The 21,740-nt window shown below is 43.1% G+C and carries 20 protein-coding genes; all 20 read right to left on the bottom strand.

What is annotated here, in order from left to right; translation table 11 throughout:
- Window positions 1-116: 116 nt before the first annotated feature.
- Entirely contained in the window at window positions 117-2,039 is a 1,923-nt protein-coding gene (mutL, locus tag BQ5796_RS06640) for a DNA mismatch repair endonuclease MutL (protein ID WP_071459525.1), read from the bottom strand.
- 18 nt (window positions 2,040-2,057) lie between these two features.
- Complete coding sequence (mutS, locus tag BQ5796_RS06635; RefSeq protein WP_071459524.1) at window positions 2,058-4,670, bottom strand: DNA mismatch repair protein MutS; 2,613 nt, start codon at window positions 4,668-4,670, stop codon at window positions 2,058-2,060.
- 116 nt (window positions 4,671-4,786) lie between these two features.
- Window positions 4,787-5,410 (bottom strand): response regulator, encoded by a 624-nt coding sequence (locus tag BQ5796_RS06630; RefSeq protein WP_071459523.1) that lies wholly within the window; start codon window positions 5,408-5,410, stop codon window positions 4,787-4,789.
- A 17-nt stretch (window positions 5,411-5,427) separates the two neighbouring features.
- A complete protein-coding gene (locus BQ5796_RS06625; protein ID WP_071459522.1) occupies window positions 5,428-6,432 on the bottom strand; it encodes a sensor histidine kinase in 1,005 nt (334 codons plus the stop codon).
- A gap of 195 nt (window positions 6,433-6,627) precedes the next feature.
- Complete coding sequence (locus tag BQ5796_RS17945; protein ID WP_141769927.1) at window positions 6,628-6,813, bottom strand: hypothetical protein; 186 nt, start codon at window positions 6,811-6,813, stop codon at window positions 6,628-6,630.
- 62 nt (window positions 6,814-6,875) lie between these two features.
- Complete coding sequence (locus tag BQ5796_RS06620; RefSeq protein ID WP_071459521.1) at window positions 6,876-7,424, bottom strand: outer spore coat protein CotE; 549 nt, start codon at window positions 7,422-7,424, stop codon at window positions 6,876-6,878.
- Between the two features lie 208 nt (window positions 7,425-7,632).
- The gene (locus BQ5796_RS06615; RefSeq protein WP_071459520.1) at window positions 7,633-8,067 is read right to left on the bottom strand and encodes a YlbF/YmcA family competence regulator; all 435 of its coding nucleotides are present in this window, start codon (window positions 8,065-8,067) and stop codon (window positions 7,633-7,635) included.
- A gap of 2 nt (window positions 8,068-8,069) precedes the next feature.
- A complete protein-coding gene (miaB, locus tag BQ5796_RS06610; RefSeq protein WP_071459519.1) occupies window positions 8,070-9,614 on the bottom strand; it encodes a tRNA (N6-isopentenyl adenosine(37)-C2)-methylthiotransferase MiaB in 1,545 nt (514 codons plus the stop codon).
- A 168-nt stretch (window positions 9,615-9,782) separates the two neighbouring features.
- Window positions 9,783-9,905: a hypothetical protein gene (locus BQ5796_RS18650; RefSeq protein WP_282956851.1), complete on the bottom strand. Its 123-nt coding sequence runs from the start codon at window positions 9,903-9,905 to the stop codon at window positions 9,783-9,785.
- Window positions 9,906-10,138: 233 nt separating this feature from the next.
- Complete coding sequence (locus BQ5796_RS06605) at window positions 10,139-11,005, bottom strand: 2-oxoacid:ferredoxin oxidoreductase subunit beta (protein WP_071459518.1); 867 nt, start codon at window positions 11,003-11,005, stop codon at window positions 10,139-10,141.
- A gap of 1 nt (window position 11,006) precedes the next feature.
- Window positions 11,007-12,743 (bottom strand): 2-oxoacid:acceptor oxidoreductase subunit alpha, encoded by a 1,737-nt coding sequence (locus tag BQ5796_RS06600; RefSeq protein ID WP_071459517.1) that lies wholly within the window; start codon window positions 12,741-12,743, stop codon window positions 11,007-11,009.
- Window positions 12,744-13,182: 439 nt separating this feature from the next.
- The gene (spoVS, locus tag BQ5796_RS06595; protein WP_029281188.1) at window positions 13,183-13,443 is read right to left on the bottom strand and encodes a stage V sporulation protein SpoVS; all 261 of its coding nucleotides are present in this window, start codon (window positions 13,441-13,443) and stop codon (window positions 13,183-13,185) included.
- Between the two features lie 133 nt (window positions 13,444-13,576).
- The gene (locus tag BQ5796_RS06590) at window positions 13,577-14,374 is read right to left on the bottom strand and encodes a TIGR00282 family metallophosphoesterase (RefSeq protein WP_071459516.1); all 798 of its coding nucleotides are present in this window, start codon (window positions 14,372-14,374) and stop codon (window positions 13,577-13,579) included.
- 108 nt (window positions 14,375-14,482) lie between these two features.
- Complete coding sequence (gene rny / locus BQ5796_RS06585; RefSeq protein WP_071459515.1) at window positions 14,483-16,039, bottom strand: ribonuclease Y; 1,557 nt, start codon at window positions 16,037-16,039, stop codon at window positions 14,483-14,485.
- A gap of 250 nt (window positions 16,040-16,289) precedes the next feature.
- The gene (recA, locus tag BQ5796_RS06580) at window positions 16,290-17,333 is read right to left on the bottom strand and encodes a recombinase RecA (protein WP_071459514.1); all 1,044 of its coding nucleotides are present in this window, start codon (window positions 17,331-17,333) and stop codon (window positions 16,290-16,292) included.
- 263 nt (window positions 17,334-17,596) lie between these two features.
- Window positions 17,597-18,844 (bottom strand): competence/damage-inducible protein A, encoded by a 1,248-nt coding sequence (locus BQ5796_RS06575; RefSeq protein WP_071459513.1) that lies wholly within the window; start codon window positions 18,842-18,844, stop codon window positions 17,597-17,599.
- A gap of 27 nt (window positions 18,845-18,871) precedes the next feature.
- A complete protein-coding gene (gene pgsA, locus BQ5796_RS06570; protein ID WP_071459512.1) occupies window positions 18,872-19,450 on the bottom strand; it encodes a CDP-diacylglycerol--glycerol-3-phosphate 3-phosphatidyltransferase in 579 nt (192 codons plus the stop codon).
- Between the two features lie 97 nt (window positions 19,451-19,547).
- Window positions 19,548-20,444, bottom strand: a complete 897-nt coding sequence (locus tag BQ5796_RS06565; RefSeq protein WP_071461179.1) for a helix-turn-helix domain-containing protein — start codon at window positions 20,442-20,444, stop codon at window positions 19,548-19,550.
- 20 nt (window positions 20,445-20,464) lie between these two features.
- Window positions 20,465-21,256, bottom strand: a complete 792-nt coding sequence (locus BQ5796_RS06560) for a DUF3388 domain-containing protein (protein ID WP_071459511.1) — start codon at window positions 21,254-21,256, stop codon at window positions 20,465-20,467.
- 222 nt (window positions 21,257-21,478) lie between these two features.
- The gene (locus tag BQ5796_RS06555) at window positions 21,479-21,730 is read right to left on the bottom strand and encodes a DUF3243 domain-containing protein (RefSeq protein WP_071459510.1); all 252 of its coding nucleotides are present in this window, start codon (window positions 21,728-21,730) and stop codon (window positions 21,479-21,481) included.
- Between the last annotated feature and the right edge of the window lie 10 nt (window positions 21,731-21,740).

The following is a 21,740-nucleotide window of genomic DNA, read 5'->3' as shown; positions in this document are numbered from 1 at the left end:
TTTAAATATACTCCCAACCTCACGCCATAGAAAGCATTTTTATTCCCTTGCAAAAAAGAGCTGCCCCAAAAGTAAAACTTTCTGGGCAACCCTTTCTTTGTGGGCCGAGCATTTATTTACATGATTCTCTTGAACATTTTCTCCAGCTCGTATGTGGAGTAATGGACAATGATTGGTCTTCCATGCGGGCAAGTGAAAGGATCTGATGACTTGCGAAGTTCGTCGAGCAGCGCTTGTATCTCATCATTACGCAAGTGGCGATTCGCCTTAATCGAAGCTTTGCAGCTCATCATAATTGCCGCTTCCTCACGAAGTTTATGTATATCGACTCTCTTCATTGAAAGAAGCTGTTCAATCATCTCTTCAATGATTTCCTTTTCTTTTCCACAAGGAAGCCACTGAGGATGTGCTCTTACGATGTACGCGTTGTGCCCGAATGATTCTAAGAAAACCCCTACTCTCTCCAGTTCACTCTTATATTCATTGATTCTCAGGCATTCATCTGCAGAATATTCAAAAGTGAGCGGGACAAGCAGATCTTGAAGTTCATCCGCCACAACACCCACTTTTTCACGAAAAAATTCATATTTAATCCGCTCTTGTGCCGCATGCTGGTCAATGAGGTAAAGACCTCGCTCATTCTGAGCAAGGATATAGGTGCCGTGCATCTGTCCGATAGGGTAAAGCGGCGGTACGCGTGAAGGCAAAGCTGCATCCTGTCCCATATGAACGAAAGACTCACCCTTACCGTCGTCATCCCATGGCAAAACCTCCTCTTGATCTAGACAGTTGTCCTCTTTCAAGACTACTTCTTCTGTTTTTTCGAAAGCAGAAGGAAACTCCCTAACCTCCAATGATCCCCTCTCTTGCTTCTGAATATCGGGGACATTTATTATTCCTCGTGAAGGAGTTACTTTTTCTGACATCTTAATTTCTCCCTGAATCCTCTTATCCTTTTTATCTTCCATTTGGTTTTCATGATCCAACTCAAGGTATGCCTGCTCTGATTTTACTTTTTCTATCGGCCTTGAAATAGTTCCAGACGGAATCAGTTCTTGTTTTTTAAATGCGGAAGAAATGGCTTGTGCGACCAGCTTCGTCAATTCCTGTTCCTTACTCAGCCTGACTTCAAGCTTGGCAGGGTGGACGTTCACATCTACAAGGATAGGATCCATCTTGATATCCAGCATTGCTACAGGATACCGGCTAATTGGGAGAAGGGTGTGACAGCCTTCCTGTATCGCCTTAACAAGCGCATAATTACGGATGAACCGCCCGTTTACCATTGTCGTGATATAGTTGCGCGATGCTCTCGTTACTTCAGGCAGTGTAATATAGCCAGTAAGGGAAAAATCAAGCGATTCTGCCATTACCGGGACCATTTTCTTCGCAATATTGATACCGTAAATCGCCGCAAGTACTTGGCGGACATCGCCACTTCCATTTGTTTGCAACAGACGGCGTCCATTGTGAATAAGCCGGAAAGCCACTCCAGGATGGGCGAGGGAAAGTCGGTTTACGACATCAGTAATGTTCCCTAGCTCCGTGTGTACGGTTTTCATATACTTAAGCCGCGCAGGAGTGTTATAAAAAAGGTCCGTGATGAGGATATCCGTACCTTTCCTACTGTCCGCTTTCTCATAAGCAGTCACTTTTCCGCCTTCAATCACAACTCGGTTTCCAGCGGTCTCTCCTGTTGAAGTTTTCATTTCGAGTCTTGATACGGAGGCGATACTCGGCAGTGCTTCCCCACGGAAACCCAGTGTCCGGATTCTGAAAAGGTCGTTTTCATCCTTAATTTTACTTGTTGCATGGCGTTCGAAAGCACGCAGTACATCTTCCTCCATCATTCCGTCGCCATTATCTGTAATCCTGATTTTTGCCAAGCCTGCTTCTTCCACATCGATTTCCACGATTGTGCTTCCTGCATCAATGGAGTTTTCAGCCAGTTCCTTGACAACAGAAGCCGGCCGCTCCACCACCTCGCCAGCCGCTATTTTGTTCGACAAACAATCATCAAGCTGTCTGATCTTCCCCATACTTCCACCTCTTTCGTCTTACTTGCGAAGCGTTTTTTGCAGCTCATACAACCTATTCATCGCCTCTAGCGGTGTCATTTCTAATATATGTAAGCTGTTCAGCATTCCAAGAACTCGCTTCTCCTTGCTATTTATCTGTTCCCTCTTTCCGGTATCGGAAGTAGTTTCTTCATTAAAGAAAGACAATTGCACATCCTTTATGACATTTGAAGGACGGAGTTTTTCCTCCTTTTCACCAATTGACTTTACAGAAGCATCTTTATTTGATTCAAGCTCTGCTAAGATTTCATCGGCTCGTTCGATTAGCGAATCTGGAAGCTCAGCGAGTTTTGCTACATGAATACCGTAGCTTTTATCTGCTGCGCCTTCCTTAATTTTATGGAGGAAAACAACCTTCCCGTTTTGTTCGATTGCACTGACGTGAACATTTCTCAATTTTTCCAGCTTCTCATCAAGGACTGTCAATTCGTGATAATGAGTGGAAAACAAAGTTTTCGCCCCAATCTTTTCATGAATATATTCGATGATAGCCTGCGCCAGTGCCATGCCATCATAAGTAGATGTCCCTCTTCCTATTTCATCAAACAATATAAGACTGTTTTCCGTCGCATTGGTTATCGCATTATTCGCTTCTAGCATTTCGACCATGAAAGTGCTCTGCCCGGATATAAGGTCATCTGCTGCACCTATTCTCGTAAACACTTGGTCAAAAACCGGAAGAACCGCTTCTTCAGCAGGAACAAAGCAGCCTATTTGAGCCATGATGGCAGTAAGAGCAACTTGCCGCATATAAGTGCTTTTACCAGACATGTTAGGACCAGTTATTAACAGCAGTTCTTTTTCGCTGTCCATCATACAGTCATTGGGAACGTATTGTTGTGCATTCATTACCTTTTCTACAACCGGATGGCGCCCATCTCTTAATGTGAGCGTACGATCTGTTGAAAATGACGGCCTCGTATAATGCCGCTGCTCGCTCAGTTCAGCAAAGCCGAGCAGGACATCGAGTTCACTTACTGCCTTTGCCAAAGCCTGCAAACGGGGAATATACTCTTTTACCTGTTCCCTTACCGAGACGAATATATTGTACTCTAAATCGACAATCTTCTCTTCTGCCTGCAGAATCAAAGCCTCCTTCTCCTTCAGCTCAGGAGTAATAAACCGCTCTGCATTGGATAGTGTTTGCTTTCTCTCGTACCTTCCTTCTTCGAGCAGGTGCAAGTTAGCTTTAGTTACCTCGATATAATAGCCAAAAACCCGATTATAGCCTATTTTCAGAGATTTTACACCTGTTTTTACCCGCTCTTTCTGTTCCAGTTCTGCTAACCATGCCTTACCATTTCTGCTGGCATCACGATAACGATCTAACTCTTCATCGTACCCGTCAAGGATAATATTTCCTTCTTTAATGGATATAGGCGGATTTTCTACAATTGCCTGTTCCAGGAGGTCTGCCAGTTCTTCACAAGAATCCAAATTATTTGATAGTTTTGTTGCTTCGCTATCATCCAAAGAAGCGAGAATCTCTTTTATTCCCGGAATTTGCAGAAGAGACTTTTTCAACTGAACGAGATCCCTAGCATTCACGTTCCCAAAAGCAACTCTTCCTGCCAGACGTTCTAAGTCGTAAACCTCGCGAAGGCGTTCCCGTAAGTCACCCCGTTCAAAATAATTACGAAGAAACAGTTCTACAATATTTTGCCTGCGATGAATTTCTCTCAAACTCAATAGAGGCCTGTTGATCATCTGCTTTAAGAGCCTAGCACCCATTGCCGTCTTTGTTTCATCTAGAAGCCAAAGAAGCGAGCCTTTCTTAGCAGTATTGCGGATTGTTTCTGTCAGTTCAAGATTACGTTTTGAATAGTAATCAATTTTCATAAATTGTCGGACTTCGTAAGCGACAACAGGCTGCAAATGCTCCAGACTGCGTTTCTGAGTCCTGTGAAGATAGTTCAGCAGCCTTGCTGCTGTTTGTTGAAGTCTCTCTTCCAAACCGGATAAGATACTGCTATTGAAGTTCTTTATACTCGTCTCATCCTCTATTGAAAACGCAATGGCACCGCGAGCCTTCATTTTTTCAAGGATACTCTCTTTCATTTGAGAAGACAGCACCACTTCTCTTGCTCCTGATGTGGAAAGTTCGTTAAGCAAATCTTCCACACTTTCTAAGAGAACCATTCTGCTTTCCCCTGTTGATAAATCTGTCGTCCCGAATCCAAAAGTACCATCAAGAAAGTCTGTAACGGTTGCAATGAAGTTGTTCTCTTTTTCATTCAAACCGCGCCCTTCCATCATCGTCCCAGGAGTGATCAGCTGGACTACTTCCCTGCGAACAACACCTTTTGTTGCTTTAGGGTCTTCGGTTTGTTCGCAAATAGCTACTTTATATCCTTTCGCGATGAGAAGATCGATATAGCCCGATGCGGAATGATAAGGTACACCGCACATCGGTATCTTTTCAGTTCCGCCTCCTTCCCGGCTTGTCAAGGTAATTTCTAGCTCTTGTGATGCCTTGATCGCATCTTCAAAAAACATTTCATAAAAATCCCCGAGCCTGAAAAATAAAAAGGCATCCTGATAGTCTGCCTTGATCTGTAAGTATTGCATCATCATCGGCGTGTAAGCTGCCATGTTTTAAAGCCTCCATTGAATCTGTATGTATGCTAGTATCTAAAAATCTATTATAACATAATTGTCCTATTTCACCGGGGTACAAAAAAACGCAGGAGATAATTCCCTGCGCTTACTTACATCGTGAACACCCGGTATTTCCTCGCTGTATCCACCCAGTCATAGCGCTTATGGGTACCCAGCTTTTCGCCAATATTATGGCGGTGGTTTTCAACTGTTTTGACGGAAATATCTAACTTTTCAGCAATATCCTTTTGAGAATAGCCCATTACAGTCAACGTGAATACTTCCTTTTCTCTTTTTGTGATTGGAAGATCAAGTTCAAGAAAGCTCCCAACACACTCTTCATCAAGAATAGTCCTGCTAAAAACCTTCCTTCCGGCAAGGATTTGATCAAGGGAATAAGTCAGTTCTTCCCGTTTCAATACTTTTACAAGATACCCATCCGCTCCTTTTTCAAAAGCCTCCCGTTGAAAACCAATATCATCATGCATGGAAAATATCGCAATTTTTGCTTCAGGGAGAAGCTTTCTCATTTTCTCCAAAGTCGTTAAGCCGTCACGACCTCCTGGCATGGACACATCGAGCAGTACTAAATCTGCACGAAAATTTTCGGCAAGCTTTAATGCTTCATAGCCATCTGAGGCATAAAGGAGAGAATCAATGCAATAAGACTGCTCCAAAAGAAGCGATAACCCATCTCGAACAATCTCATGATCATCCACTATTAATAAATTCATACCCTCAACCCCTTTTTCTATTTTCCTATTACTAGATAGCCATCCACTCTTGTCGGTCCGCCAATCTTGCTCGTCCACCTTATATCCCCGCCGAGGATACGGCACCGCTCGTACATATGACGCAATCCGAGTCCTCCCTTTGCCAAATTTTCCGTTTCAAATCCTGTACCGTTATCTAGGATTTGAAAAACCAAACGAAGACCAACGTTTTTTACCGTTATGGTGAGACTGCTTGCATGACCGTGCATTACAGCGTTCCTAACCCCTTCCTGGAGGATGCGGTAGAAGTGGAAGGATTTTTCTCGGTCAAAGGCATCCTCTTCCGTTATCTCCATATCTAGTTCAATTTCGACTTTGTATAATTCCATCCAATCTACAGCTGCTTTTCGCAGGGCATCTTTCAGCGATAACTGGTAGAACGTTTCCGACCGCAATGCTTTCGTCATCCGTTTAATGTCAGAAAGGGTCCCGTCCATTACTTCAATCATACGATCGAGATGTTTCTCGTACCTCTCGTGGTCAAGATGGTTTCTAATTCCTTCTAACCCAAGAAAAAGGCTGTATACACTTTGACCTATATGATCATGTAAATCCCTTGCAATTCTCTTTCTTTCTGCTTCCTGTGCAAGCATGGTCTCTTGTACAAGAAGTTCATGGAATCTTGCTCGCTCACTGTTTTCATTTTTCACCGGGCGCTGAAGCCGCAGGATAAAGACAAATCCGTCATCCATTTTGATTTTCTTCAGTGCCATCTCGAATTCCTCTTCTCCTGATGAAACAGCGAGGTTCGAATAGAAAAAAGGTACAGGATCGTCCGCCGCCATGATGCAGCAATCTTCCTCCATTCCAATCTTCCGCTGTTGACAATATGTACAATAAGGGACACGTTCTCCAATGCTCCATCCCGTCATTTCAGCAGCAGACTTGTTTATCAATAGAATCTTCCGTGAAGAATCTAGTATGAGAACGCCTTCTGGAAGAGTCCCAATTACCTCTTTGTAAAATTCAGCGGAAAAATCCATTTTATATACCTCACAAATATCGTTCTTTCTTTATTTTAACTTCTTTCCTAATATGAAAATCCTTAGGATTTCAAACATTGCGTGAAATAGGGAAAGCCGGCTCTATTTCCACTTGGAAGTTTGAGCCGGCTTTATGAAAGTTGATATAATTATAGATTTGTCTCGTTTCTTACAAATATTGCAAACTTAAATCAGTTACAGGAAAGGTACTGGAACAGCTGCGGCTAAAAGAAGAAAGCGCAAGATGAATCCGCCTGTAAGAACAGAAGCTTCCGCCACAACGATGCTTCCAATTCCTTTTTGACCTGTTGCAGCCAACGTTACTCCTGAAGCAGTAGATGTCATTTTTTTATCGTGATAAAGCTCGATTGATTCTGTCACAATCCGGCAAGCATATTCTTGCCGGATAAAAAAAACTAGAAGGACACCCTCCTAGTTTCCAATCATTCTTCTTCCGCTTCGAGCAGGAAGTCGGGATTCAATTCTTCAAACTCCTCATCGGAGACATCCATTCCCCACTCTTCTTCCTCGTCGCACTCACACCCTTCAGGGTGAACGGCGACACAAACCTTTGTTTCCCCGATTACTTCAACAAGGAACTCTCTTTCTACTTCCACGATAATCTTGTTTCCATTCGGTGAAATCACTGCTTCAATGCAGCTTGGCTGCTGAAGCACTTGCGCAATTACTTCCTGATCATCGATGCAGTCAGGATCACGGTACTTCAGTTTGATGATATCCGTGTATGTCACCTTTTCGGTCACAACTTCCGTCTTTGTGTTATCATCATAAGAGTGCCATACGTTGATTTCATACGATCCATGAATCTCCACAGTCTTCCCGGATTTCCTGGCTTTATATTTGTGATTTATCACCCAGCAGCCAAGGATGCTGCATGGATGGTGCTCAGGGCAAATCGTATGGTGGGACTGTGTGAACTTACGCCCTTTCGCTACGACGGCCTTCGTAATAATCTCTCTGTATATTCCCATTGATTTAGCGAACCTCCTCAATCATTTTCATTTCATCCTATGCGGGTCATTAGACTAGTGTGCGATTATTTTTCGGGTACTCGGCGGTAATAAAAGTGATAATCCATTCTATGCCCATGAAAGAAAATTGGTGCGAAAGAGAAGGACGGATATAGGAAGAGCAAAGAAAAAAGCATGGCGTTGTGCCATGCTTTTATAATGATACTTATTAGTGACTATGACAGCTGCTGCCGCCATTTTGGATGGCTGCTCCTGTCTCGCCGCGCAATACATCGCCACCGGTAGTTTCGATGACTTCATCCGTTACCGTGTTGGAAATAGCAGAGGCAATCATTTGAAGCAATTCATTTACCTCCATTTGCGATTGCTTGAACTCTTGAACAACAGGAATCTCATCAAGCTCTGCTTCAAGGGAAGAAATTTTTTCTTCTGTTTTTTTCAAGGCTTCTGTCTTTCCGTAGTGCTGAAAGTTAACCGCTTGCTTTTGCAATCCTTTAATGGAAGAAATCAACATCTTTACCTTCTCATTTCCATGGATTTGCGCCTCTGCTTTTTTGAAGAAATCTACTTCTTCTGTCTCAGCAATCATTCGTGCTAGATCCTGTGCTCGTAAAATAATATCTTCTTTAGTATATTTAGCCACCGTTATTCCACCTCTGCTGTTTGTAGTTCTTCAATCATTTCCCCTTTAAGGGACCATGTTTTTGCATCGTTAATTTTTACTTTAACAATTTTTCCGATTGCTGTCTTCGGTCCGATAAAATTAACTAACTTGCTTTTTTCCGTATAACCAGCTAGCACGTCCGGGTTGTTCTTACTTTCCCCTTCAACCAGAACGTTTACAATTTTGCCTTCATATTGTTTTAGCGCTTTTGCTGAACGCTCATTTACAACAGCATTCAGTCTCTGCAGCCTTTCTTTTTTTACACTCATTGGAACATTGTCCACCATCTTCGCTGCAGGTGTCCCTTCCCTTGGAGAATAGATGAAGGTATAAGCAGATTCAAAGCCTACTTCGCTATAAAGAGAGAGCGTCTCTTCAAATTGTTCTTCCGTTTCATTTGGATAACCGACAATTATATCGGTCGTAAGCGTAACATCTGGAATAGCTGCTTTGATTTTATTAACAAGCTCCAAATACTGTTCTCTCGTATATTTTCTTGCCATTATCTTCAGCACTTCACTCGAACCCGACTGAACCGGCAAATGGATATGAGACATTAAGTTCCCACCCTTAGCCAACACTTCAATCAAATGATCATCAAAGTCACGCGGATGACTTGTCGTAAAACGGATACGCGGAATATCTATTTTTCTCACTTCATCCATCAGATCTCCAAGACCGTATTTTATGTCAGTAAAGTCCTTGCCATATGCATTTACATTCTGGCCCAGAAGAGTTATTTCCTTGTAACCCTGTGCAGCAAGCTGCCGAACTTCCTGGATGATATCTTCCGGCCTGCGGCTGCGCTCCTTACCGCGTGTATATGGAACAATACAGTAGGTGCAGAACTTGTCGCAGCCATACATAATATTGACCCACCCTTTTATGTTGCCCCTTCTTACCTTTGGAAGATTTTCAATAACGTCGCCTTCCTTGGACCATACTTCTACCACCATCTCTTTAGCCATATATGCTTCTTGGAGGATGTTGGGAAGGCGATGAATATTATGTGTTCCAAAAATCATGTCTACATGCTGATGCTTCTGCAGTATACGATTTACCACCGATTCTTCCTGGGACATACAGCCGCATACACCTAGGAGAAGATCGGGCTTTTCCTTCTTCATTGCTTTCAGATGTCCAATTTCACCGAACACTTTATTTTCAGCATTTTCCCTGATAGCACAAGTATTTAATAGAATTACATTGGCATCTTCGGGCGTTTCTGCGGGTTCGTACCCGAGACCTATGAATATACCTGCCATCACCTCGGTATCATGCTCATTCATCTGGCACCCATATGTGCGAATGTAAAATTTCCTTCCTCTTCCCATCCCATTGAATTGTTCTGGAATTTCGAAGTCTTTATGATAGGAAACGTCTTCTTTTCCCCGTTTTTTTGCTTCTTTTAAGGACGGCGGCGTATATACCGTTTCGAAGTATGTGCTATAATCTTTTGCGGATTTTTTGTCCGAAGGATTAGCAGACTTCACTTGCTGACTTTCGAGCCGCTGTTTTTCATTCATCGATGTATCTCCTTTCAAGGAACTCAATTTCTTATCTATAACAAAACTACAATTATTAATTATAAACGCTATTACCCAGACAAACAATATTAGAGATAGTTTACGTTGCCACGGAAAAATAAAAGTCCCCAGTTGTTTGGGGACTTTCATTATTAGCCGCACTGGCTTTTATCTCAGTCGGGTGCCTCCAGGCTCTGCGATGCTGAACGGGCGCATCCGCTTTTCTTCTCGTCCAGCTACTGCGCCCAGCATCTTGCAGCCTTCGGCCTCCTCCCTATGATAAGTCAACATCGATTCGCTTCGCTCATCGTGTTTCCTTTATCTCAGTCGGGTGCCTCCAGGCTCTGCGATGCTGAACGGGCGCATCCGCTTTTCTTCTTGTCCAGCTACTGCGCCCAGCATCTTGCAGCCTTCGGCCCCTCCCTATGATAAGTCAACATCGATTCGCTTCGCTCATCGTGTTTCCTTTATCTCAGTCGGGTGCCTCCAGGCTCTGCGATGCTGAACGGGCGCATCCGCTTTTCTTATATAAATTCGGTTACTAGCTTATCGAAGTATTCTTGATCTAGTGAGAGATCAGCCTTTGTTAGCGGGGATTCGGAATATCCGCTGATCAGCTGCTGATAGGACTTTCGTTCAGTATCCTGGTAAATAAGACCTGTAACCAGGCTGTTATGTTTCATAAGAGTTTGCATTGCATTTCCTCGGTTGGAAGGGTCATATCCCTCAATATCACTTAATTTTGTCAGGTTTTCCTTAAACCAATCATACGTATTGACCTTGTTGTATGTGACACAAGGGCTGAATACGTTGATTAGGGAAAATCCTTCGTGCTTGATTCCCGCTTCAATCAACGCAGTTAAATCTTTAAGATCGGTAGAGAAGCTTTGTGCAACAAAAGTTGCGCCAGCAGTTAGCGCCATTTCCATCGGAGAAATAGCTTGTTCCACAGATCCCATTGGCGTGGATTTTGTTTTAAATCCAGCAGCGGACCGAGGTGAAGTCTGCCCCTTCGTCAGTCCATATATCTGATTATCCATTACAATGTATGTGACATTGATATTCCTTCTGATCGCATGAATAGTATGCCCCATTCCAATTGCAAAACCATCACCGTCTCCACCGGAAGCAATGACAGTCAAATCCCTGTTTGCCATCTTGACACCTTGTGCAATTGGAAGTGAACGGCCATGGATTCCATGGAAGCCATATGAATTGATATAACCAGATATCCGACCAGAACAGCCAATCCCTGAAATGACAGCAAGGTTTTCCGGTTCCAAGCCAACATTAGCAGCGGCACGCTGAATCGCAGCCTGCACGGAAAAATCGCCACAACCAGGGCACCAGTTCGGTTTGACACTGTTACGGAAGTCTTTAAATGTAGCCATTTTAGAACAACTCCTTGCATTTCGAGTGGATTTCATGCGGCAAGAAAGGGTTTCCGTCGTATTTCAGCAGTTTGGTGATTTTCTCTGCGTGTCCGACGTTCATTTTCATGATGTTAGCCAACTGGCCTGTTGCATTGTTTTCTACCACTACGATTTTTATAGCAGACTTAACAAGCGGCAGTATTTCTTCGACCGGGAAAGGATGGATCAGGCGAACATGCGCGTGGTTTACCTTCAATCCGTCTTTCTCCAGGCGTTCCATAGCTTCTTCAATCGCACCTCTTGTCGAGTTAAAACCAACAATCAACAAGTCTGCTTCTTCATGCGGAGCGTTTTTATACACTGGTGTTTTGAAATTGATATTGCTAATCTTCCTAAACCGCTTATCCATTTGAGCAATCCTGTTTGCGGCGGATTCAGAAGGCTTACCTGTTTCATCGTGCTCTACACCTGTAACATGGTGAATGCCATTTTTCATGCCTGGGATGACTCGTGGAGAGACACCATCCTCTGTTACTTCATATCGTTTGAAGTAGCCTTTTCCTTCAATTTCAGGCAATTCATCGGTTTGAAGCTTGCCGCGGCGGATTTCTACTTTATCATACTCTAGTGGTTCTACCGTCTGTTTTCCGAGGGAAAGTTGAAGATCTGATAGTACAATGACAGGGCATTGATATTCTTCGGCAAGGTTGAAAGCTTCAGCTGTATCATAGAATGCTTCCTGTACTGTGCTTGGAGCCATAACAATTTTAGGAATTTCACCATGTGTTCCATAGATCATCGCCATCAGGTCAGACTGTTCCTGCTTTGTCGGAAGTCCTGTAGAAGGGCCTCCACGCTGAGTATCAACAATGACAAGCGGAGTCTCTGTAATCCCTGAAAGACCGATTGCTTCCATCTTCAAAGAAAGGCCAGGACCTGCTGATGCAGTTAGAGCCCTAACACCACCGTAATTAGCGCCAATTGCCATGGTAACAGCTGCAATTTCATCTTCTGTCTGAATGACAGAGCCGCCTAGAGCAGGTAACTTCTTAATGAGGTATTCCATAATCTCGGATGCAGGTGTAATTGGATAAGCAGCCATAAAACGGCAGCCGCCTGCTAGAGCACCTAATGCGATTGCATCGTTTCCGATCATGAACAAGCGCTTTTTGCCATCCGCCTTTTCAAGCTGCATTGTCTGAATGTTTCCGTCAAGCTTTTCTTTCATATATTCATAGCCGGACTTGATGGCTTCCATGTTTTTCTCGACAACTTGCTGACCTTTTCGTCCGAAGATTTCATTGACTACTTCTTCAAATACGCTGATATCCAGGTCAAGTACCGCACTAGTCGCACCGATTGCCACCATATTTTTCATCAAAGAAGTACCTAGCTCTGTTGCAATTTCCGTAAATGGAACCGCATACATTGCTGCTTTGTAATCCTCTGGGCTTTTCGGATCAAACTTGGAATCAGCCATAATGATTCCATGATCATTTAATTCGCGGTAGTTTACATCGATTGTTTCTTGGTCAAATGCCACAAGAATATCCAAATCATCTGAAATGGAACGGACTTGAGTAGTGCTTACGCGGATTTTATTATTTGTATGGCCGCCTTTGATTCTGGAAGAAAAATGGCGATATCCATATAGATAATAGCCAAGCCTGTTCAAGGCAATCGAAAATATCTCGCCAGTACTCTCTATTCCTTCTCCTTGCTGGCCTCCAACTTTCCATGAAAGTTGATTGATCATTTACTACACCCCTTTAGGTACGTTAAAAGTATATGTAAACCGTTTCTCTTTCTTTAGCACTTTCCCTATTTACCATCAACGAAGATGGGTTGCAGTGGCGTGGAAATAGGATGGTACTAAACGATTTCAATTCTAGACCTATGCCATTAAAAATGCAACCCTTTACAAGGAAATATCAACAAAAAGGTGAATATTTTTTTACTTTCCTGAATTTAATATCCGACTTGCATTTTCTCTTAAGAAACTGCCAGTCCAAACCTTTGTATACTAAAAATTTCCGGCCGAAAATTGTAAATATCTATTCAAAACAATCGTTATGTATCTTTAATAGTAAATCTGTAACTTAATTTATCATTGTCATTAAAAGAAGGCCTACTTACCCTAGTAGGGTAAGTAGGCCTTCTTTCTCTTTCACTAGAAAGAATGGCTGCGTTCACTATTATCTTGGTTCGATAATCAGCTTAATGGCAGTCCGTTCCTCTCCATCGATAAGGATATCCGTAAATGCTGGGATACAGATCAAATCTACACCGCTCGGTGCCACAAACCCACGCGCAATTGCAACCGCCTTAACAGCCTGGTTAAGAGCACCGGCCCCGATTGCCTGAATTTCTGCTGCCCCTCTTTCACGCAATACTCCTGCAAGCGCACCAGCTACAGAATTTGGGTTAGATTTTGCTGAAACCTTTAATATTTCCATTCCTGGCTCCTCCTTATATGTCCACCCTGGATTGGCGATTCTGATACCCTTCAGGTTAGTTCGTTCCACTCTACTATATTCGGAGGATGCCTTCTATATGCCGGCTCGTTTCAAATTTTGCCTTCGCTACCCATTATCCATAGAAAGGGTGATCATCATTGATCAAAATGGTTTCTATTTTTTGAGCTTTACCGGTCTTTTGATTAAATTCCACGATTGCTCCGCAAAGCTGGCTTCCGCCTTCTTCTGTTATTTCAAACCGCACAGGTAAAGATGTCAGAAAGCGTTTCAAGACCGCTTCTTTATTGACACCAAGTATACCATCATAAGGACCTGTCATCCCTACGTCTGTGATATATGCTGTCCCTCCTGGGAAAATGCGTGCGTCCGCTGTTGGAACATGGGTATGCGTTCCTGCTACAAAAGTGACCCTGCCGTCCAGATACCAGCCCATTGCTAGTTTTTCACTTGTTGCTTCTGCATGAAAATCCACAAAGATATTTTGTGTTTTTTTCGATGCTTCTTCAATTAATTCATCCGCCTTGCGGAAAGGGCAATCGATTGCTGGCAAAAACGCCCTGCCTTGAAGATTGATTACTGCAAGCAAATCTTCATTGACTTTCAAATACACAATGCCATTCCCAGGTGTTTCTTGCGGGAAATTTGCCGGCCTCACGAGATATTTGGCATCATCAATAAACTCGAATATATCCCTGTTATCCCATGCATGATTGCCTAAGGTCACTGCCTGTGCACCCCATTCAAGAAACTGGCGATAAATTTTTTCATTAATCCCTTTGCCGCCTGCCGCATTTTCTCCGTTAACTATTGTCACTGTTGGTCTATATTTTTCCTTAAGTTTAGGCAGGTATTCCTTTACCATATTTCGTCCCGGAGAACCAACTACATCACCGATAAATAAAATCTTCATTCAATTCACATTCCCGTCCTTCTATATTTTATAACCAATGTAACTCATTGTAGCATATCTTGCGCTACCCCTTTAAGAAGATAAAAAAGCGGTGCAAGATGCACCGCTTTACTTCGCATATTCTACTGCTCTCGTTTCTCTGATGACTGTTACTTTTATATGTCCCGGATAATCGAGTTCATCCTCAATCTTCTTCCGAATATCGCGGGCTAAACGATGTGCCTGAAGATCATCAATTTGATCAGGTTTCACCATAATCCGTATTTCTCTTCCGGCCTGTATAGCGAACGACTTTTCAACACCTTCATAAGACTCAGATATTTCTTCAAGTCTTTCAAGGCGACGAATATAGTTTTCAAGCGCCTCGCTCCTTGCACCTGGTCTTGCCGCAGAAAGGGCATCTGCTGCCGCTACCAATACCGCAATGATTGAAGTCGGTTCCGTATCACCATGGTGGGAAGCGATGCTGTTAATCACAACAGGATGCTCTTTATACTTAGTCGCCAATTCTACGCCAATTTCAACATGGCTGCCTTCAACCTCATGGTCGATTGCTTTACCGATATCATGGAGAAGACCCGCCCGCCTTGCAAGCGTCTCATCTTCCCCAAGTTCAGCCGCAAGCAGCCCTGACAGTTGAGCTACTTCCATAGAATGCTTTAACACATTTTGGCCATAGCTTGTGCGATACTTCAAGCGTCCGAGAATCTTGATCAAATCAGGATGGAGGCCGTGGACACCTACCTCAAATGTGGTTTGCTCCCCTACTTCACGGATATGTTCATCCACTTCTCGCCTTGATTTTTCTACCATTTCTTCAATCCTTGCCGGGTGGATACGTCCATCCTGAACAAGTTTTTCAAGCGCAAGCCTTGCCGTTTCACGCCTGATTGGATCAAACCCAGAAAGAATTACTGCTTCTGGAGTATCATCGATAATTAAATCAATTCCTGTTAATGTTTCAAGTGTCCGAATGTTGCGGCCTTCGCGTCCAATGATTCGTCCCTTCATTTCATCATTTGGAAGGTTGACTACTGATACCGTAGTTTCTGCTACATGGTCTGCAGCACAGCGCTGTATAGCCAGTGATAGGACTTCTTTTGCTTTCTTGTCCGCTTCTTCTTTTGCTCGGTTCTCACTTTCTTTTATCATGACAGCGGTGTCATGTGCGAGTTCCTGTTCAGTACGTTCTAAAATGATGGATTTTGCCTCTTCACGCGACAGGCCCGAGATGCGCTCCATTTCTGCCTGCTGTGACTTTACCATCTCGTCCACTTTGCTTTCCATCTGTTCAATATGCTGTTGTCTTTGGTTTAGAGAGTCATCTTTTTTCTCCAGAAGGATTTCACGTTTATTCAATGATTCGTCCTTCCGATCAAGATTCTCCTCCTTTTGCAGCAAACGATTTTCCTGTTTTTGCAGTTCGTGTCTTCGCTCGCGAACTTCACGTTCCGCTTCAGTTCGAACCTTGTGAATCTCATCCTTTGCCTCAAGCAGGGATTCCTTCTTCAATGCGTCAGCGTCGCGTTTTGCATCCTCAAGAATTTGTTCTGCGGCATTTTTCGCCCCTGCTATTTTTGCTTCCGCAACGGATTTACGATAAAAATAGCCAACAACTGCACCGACGATTAGGCCAAGCAAAATGGAGATGATCAATTTTTCCATCATTTTCACCTCCTCTTGCTATGAACTTTTTTAAACTTGTGATTTTTACATGTCGGCATGTATATTGTTCAAGCATCAACATACAGCACTAACTTTCAAAGGCACTAATTGCTGTAAAAAGTAAAAATATACATATTTAATTGTAATTGTGACACCTTTCATTGTCAAGGGTTTGTCCTTCAATGTAGCGGAAAAGCCCCCTTTTCTTACACAAGAAGAGCAAAGCCGACAAAGGGCTTTGCTCTTCTGACTAGTCGAGGAGATCAAACTCTTTTTGATCTTCTTCTTGTTCCGTAACAACCTTCTCTCCATCAAGTCCATAATGCTCACGAATCTTTTGCTGGATTTCGAGACGGATAGATGGGTTTTCCTTCAAGAACAGCTTCGCGTTCTCCCGTCCTTGTCCAAGACGTTCATCGTTATAGGAATACCATGAACCGCTCTTTTGAACGATATCAAGTTCGGAACCCATATCAATGATCTCGCCTTCCTTAGAAATGCCTTCGCCGTACATGATATCGACTTCAGCTACTCGGAACGGTGGCGCAACTTTATTTTTCACGACTTTGATTTTCGTTTTATTTCCGACCATTTCATTCCCTTGTTTTAGGGTTTCAGCACGACGAACTTCAAGTCTCACGCTCGAGTAGAATTTCAATGCCCTTCCACCGGGAGTTGTTTCAGGGTTCCCAAACATAACTCCAACTTTTTCCCTAATTTGGTTAATAAAAATGGCAATTGTTTTGGACTTATTAATAGCACCAGACAGCTTTCTTAGCGCCTGTGACATTAGGCGGGCTTGAAGACCAACGTGTGAGTCTCCCATTTCCCCTTCAATTTCAGCTTTAGGTACAAGTGCTGCAACAGAGTCAATGACGATGATGTCAATTGCACCACTCCGGACAAGAGCTTCAGCAATTTCCAATGCTTGCTCTCCTGTATCTGGCTGAGAAAGAAGCAGTTCATCGATATTCACACCTAGCTTCTGAGCATAAACAGGGTCAAGTGCATGTTCTGCATCAATAAAAGCAGCTTGTCCGCCGGAAGCCTGAACTTCTGCAATTGCATGCAGCGCAACAGTCGTCTTACCAGAACTTTCAGGTCCATAAATCTCGATTACACGACCTCGTGGATACCCTCCAATTCCCAATACAACATCCAAGGCAAGCGAGCCGCTTGGTACAGTGGAAACCCTCGTATCAGTTTGCTCCCCCAGTTTCATGATCGAGCCTTTGCCAAATTGTTTCTCTATTTGCTTCAATGCCATATCTAAGGCAGCTTGACGGTCACTCAATGCATTATCCTCCTTTTATATCAAAACGGTGCGGCTTTATCTCTTCGCCGTTCCGCCAGCTTCATATATTGAAAACCTATCATTACTATACCGTTTTTTCTGTCATTTGTACAGCAAAAAATCGAACATTTATTCGTTTTTTTCTCTTGCGGGTTTCCTATTAAAATAGTCTTTCTATTAGGTGAAACTGTTCACTCTGCATAAAAAAGTCTTCAAAAATGGCAAAAGCAATCATTATCTTTCAATTAAAAAATCGCAGGAGATTAACTATCCTGCGATTCTTTCAAAAACTTAATTAGTAAATGACAACCGTTCTTCACGCTCCGTAGCCTAATGGTTTCCCTTGAGCCCCCGATATTTAATTTATGGGCCCACTTGCGCCCCCCTGCGAAAATTCCTATATAGACTGTTCCCGGCAGATGTCCTTCAAGTTCATCAGGTCCAGCCACGCCAGTAAAACTAATTCCTATATCAGAACCAAGAATTCTTGCAGCATTAGCAGCGAGTTCAATTGCACATTGTTCACTGACCGCGCCATCATTTATGATCGTTTCCTCACGGACGCCGACAACTTTCATTTTTGCTTCATTACTGTAGCAAACAACCCCCCCTTTGTATATGCTGCTTGCTCCTGGAAGAGCTGTTAACTGTTCCTGAAATTTACCGCCAGTAAGGCTTTCAGCAGCTGCTATGGTAAGATTTCTCGCATGAAGAAGGTGGTAAAGCTCTTTCATAAGCGAGGTGTCGTTATAGCCGTAAAAATATGCGCCAGCAATTTCCATTACCTCTGACTCTACTGCATCAATCAAACTTCGTGCCTCTTCATTGGATTCCGCCCTCGCAGTAATCCTAATTAATACTTCCCCTTCACCGGCAAGCGGCGCAATTGTAGGATTAGACTGTTGGTCAATTAAATGTTCCAGCATAGCCTCGAGCGCAGCTTCCCCGATACCGAAAAACCGAAGCACCTTAGAAAAGATTTTTGATCTCCCATCCATCTTTTCAGAAAGGGCAGGCAGTCCATACTTAGAAAACATTGGCTGCATTTCCGAAGGAGGTCCAGGCAATAGCAAATAGGTTCGCTCTCCGCTATCATAAAGCATACCTGGAGCCATACCGTGCTCATTTTTGAGAATCTTAGCCCCTTCAAGTACCAATGCCTGTTTTCTGTTATTTTCTGTCATAGTCCGGTTAGCCTGCTTAAAAAAAGTTTCAATGGAACCCATCGCATCAATGTCCATTACCAGTCGGGCACCTAGATGCCGACTAATTGTTTCTTTTGTCAAGTCATCCTTTGTCGGTCCAAGGCCGCCTGTAAGAATGATTGAATCAGATCGTGATTCTGCGATTTCCAAGGCTTTTTTGAGCCTGCCCGGATTATCCCCCACGACAGTATGGTAGTATACATTCACCCCTATCCCGGCAAGCTGCTCGGATATAAACCGTGCATTTGTGTTGCTGATCTGACCGAGCAAAAGCTCGGAACCTACTGCTATGATTTCTGCATTCATTCCTACCCCGCCAATCTTGCACCTATCTTACTTTGAATCAGTAAAAACATGCTTGTTTTTATTAAAATAATCCCATCCAGACCAAATCGTGAAAAATAGCGCAACCCATAGTGCAATGTCAGCAAATGGTATGGAAAACAATTCAAAAAGGATATTATGAAGCAGCAATGCTGAAATGGCAATAATTTGTGTCCAAGTCTTGATCTTGCCAAGCTGATTAGCGGCAACCACTTCGCCTCCGCCTGCTAGGACAAGGCGCAAACCAGTTACAGCAAATTCACGACTGATGATGACGATGACAATCCAAGAAGGAGCTGCGTCTATTCCGACAAGGATGACAAGCGCTGCCGATACAAGAAGCTTATCGGCAAGAGGATCAAGAAATTTACCAAGATTGGTAACAAGATTATATTTTCTGGCATAGTAACCATCAACCCAGTCTGTCGTACTAGCAATTATGAAAATAATCGCTCCAACAAAATGGGTGACAGGCATAACTGCGCCAAGAAGCGAAATATCTCCCCAATTGAAATCCGCTAGCATTACAACCATGAAAACAGGAATCATAAATATGCGGGAAATAGTTATTTTATTAGGCAAGTTCATAGCACGTTCCTCCAAAAATTGTGGCTATCGAAGCAGTACTCCACTGCGTAAAAGCCTTTTTCTATTGCGCGAGAAAAATAGCCATCATCAACGATGACTATTCTCCTCCCTTTATAAATTTAATGGTTACATCCTGTCTCCCTGTATTTTCTTGAGGGAAAGCCTCTTCCACTTTTTCACCATTGATATATAGTTCGGTTGCAGGGGAAAAGCCGGCTATAATCTTGATTTCAGATTCTCCACTCAAATCGAAGGTTTGGCTTTCGTTGCCGTTAGCTATATCAAGCGTTCCCTTATAAATGTTTTTGCCTGCGGCATTTGAGATGCTTACCCACGAGGCTTTCGTTGTAGCAAGTTTCAATTCGAATTTCTCCGTGTTTTTAAGTTCATAGACAGCGTTATTGGCATTTGTTTCAACCGCTTCGAGCATTTGGCCGGAAGCTGCCTTGTCTTTTTTCTTTTCTTTTTCATTATTCTTCCTGGATTCTTTCTCGCTGTCTTCTCCTTTAGATGGGGCTTTATCGACGATATCTTCCGTCTCTTCATACTTTACGCTCTTATTCTTGCTGTCCGCTGGCTCTTTTGCTTGGTCGTTACCATTCATGCTGGCGATGAACCACCAAATAAGAACACCAACGCCGATTGCTGCAAGAGCGATCAACACTTTCGGGAGCATCTCCATCATCTTAGAAGAGTTCGGAGAAAAGCTCTTTCTAGATTGAACCCTCGACAACTGTTCAGGGATATCTTCATTATATGTAGCTGGTATTTCATTTTTATACTGTTCGAACACTTCCTCCGGGTCTAGCCCTACTGCTTCTGCATATTGCTTGATAAATGCCCTGACATAAAATTTACCGGGCATCATGCTGTAATTGCCATCCTCGATGCCAATTAAGTAGCGTTTCTGGATTTTCGTTACCTCCTGCAGTTCATCGAGACTCATCCCTCTGGCTTCCCGGGCCTCTTTCAATCTCATTCCTAGTTCGCTCACGATAACACCTTCCAATACTGTTAAAAATCAAAACCTCCAAAATCGGAGTCGGAGAACATGGTGTTCTGGTTTACAATGTCATATAATATTTCCTCTCCATGTTCATTACGGAGTTCAATAATATAATCAAAGTCATCGAGTGTATATTCTGTATTCTGGACGAACACATCCGGATGTTCAACGACCTTCACAGACGGCATTCGCATAATCTCCCTGACAAGCTGCCAATGCCGCTCATTCGCTCTCCTTGTGGAAACAATTCCGTCAATAATATAAAGATTATCGACATGATATTCATCCTCGATTAACTGATTTCGGATTGTTTGCTTCAATAGTGTCGATGAGACGAAAAGCCATCTCTTGCTCGCACAAACGCTTGAGGCAACAACAGATTCAGTCTTGCCCACCCGCGGCATTCCCCTAATGCCGATGAGTTTATGACCTTCCTGTTTAAACAATTCAGCCATGAAGTCGACAAGAAGTCCAAGCTCATCTCTAACAAACCGGAACGTTTTTTTGTCATCTTCATCCCTCATAATGTAACGCCCATGGCGGACAGCGAGGCGGTCCCGAAGCTTAGGCTCTCGCAGTTTTAATACTTTAATCGTATCCATTGTATTTAAAATTGATTCAAGGCGCACGATTTGTTCATCATCCTTTGCTTTTATCAGGAGACCTCTCCTGCCTTCGTGCACCCCGTTAATCGTCACAATATTTATAGCAAGCATTCCAAGAAGGGAAGAAATATCTCCTAACAGACCGGGCCGGTTCTTTTGAATTTCATATTCCAAGTACCACTCTTTCTTCTCCAATAAAACCAATCCTCCAATCCCTTCAATTCCAAGACTGTTTTCCCATGCCACTTCTATAGTCTAAAACAGAATTCATCTAGCTACTATAATATATGATTTCCGGAGAAGATGAAAGGAAAAACAAGGTACAGTTTTTAGCTCTTATAGGATGGGATGCAGAATTGGAAAAAAAGCAAAAAAACTGCCGGGGTTTCCCGGCAGAGTGAACGATATAACAATGTATTAACCTTTTTTTTGGACGAGGCGGACCATCATGTTTGCAATGGCGTGCTGCTCTTCTTCTGTTGCTACTGACCAAAGATCCGCTAACACTCGTTCCTGCTCGTTTTTCGGATCAACATTTTTCGCCAGGTAATCGCCAATTTGATATGCCATATCCCCGATGACTTCCCTATTCATTCCATCATTTTCTGCTTGGCCAAGTCTTGAGCCAAGGAACTCTTTCCATTGGTTCCAATTATCCAGTACAGACAAATTTTTCAGC

The sequence above is a fragment of the Bacillus massilinigeriensis genome (genome assembly GCF_900111815.1).
Taxonomy (GTDB): domain Bacteria; phylum Bacillota; class Bacilli; order Bacillales; family Cytobacillaceae; genus Mesobacillus_C; species Mesobacillus_C mediterraneensis.
Note: the sequence above shows the minus strand (reverse complement) of the source record. Positions and strands in the feature narration are given on the sequence as shown.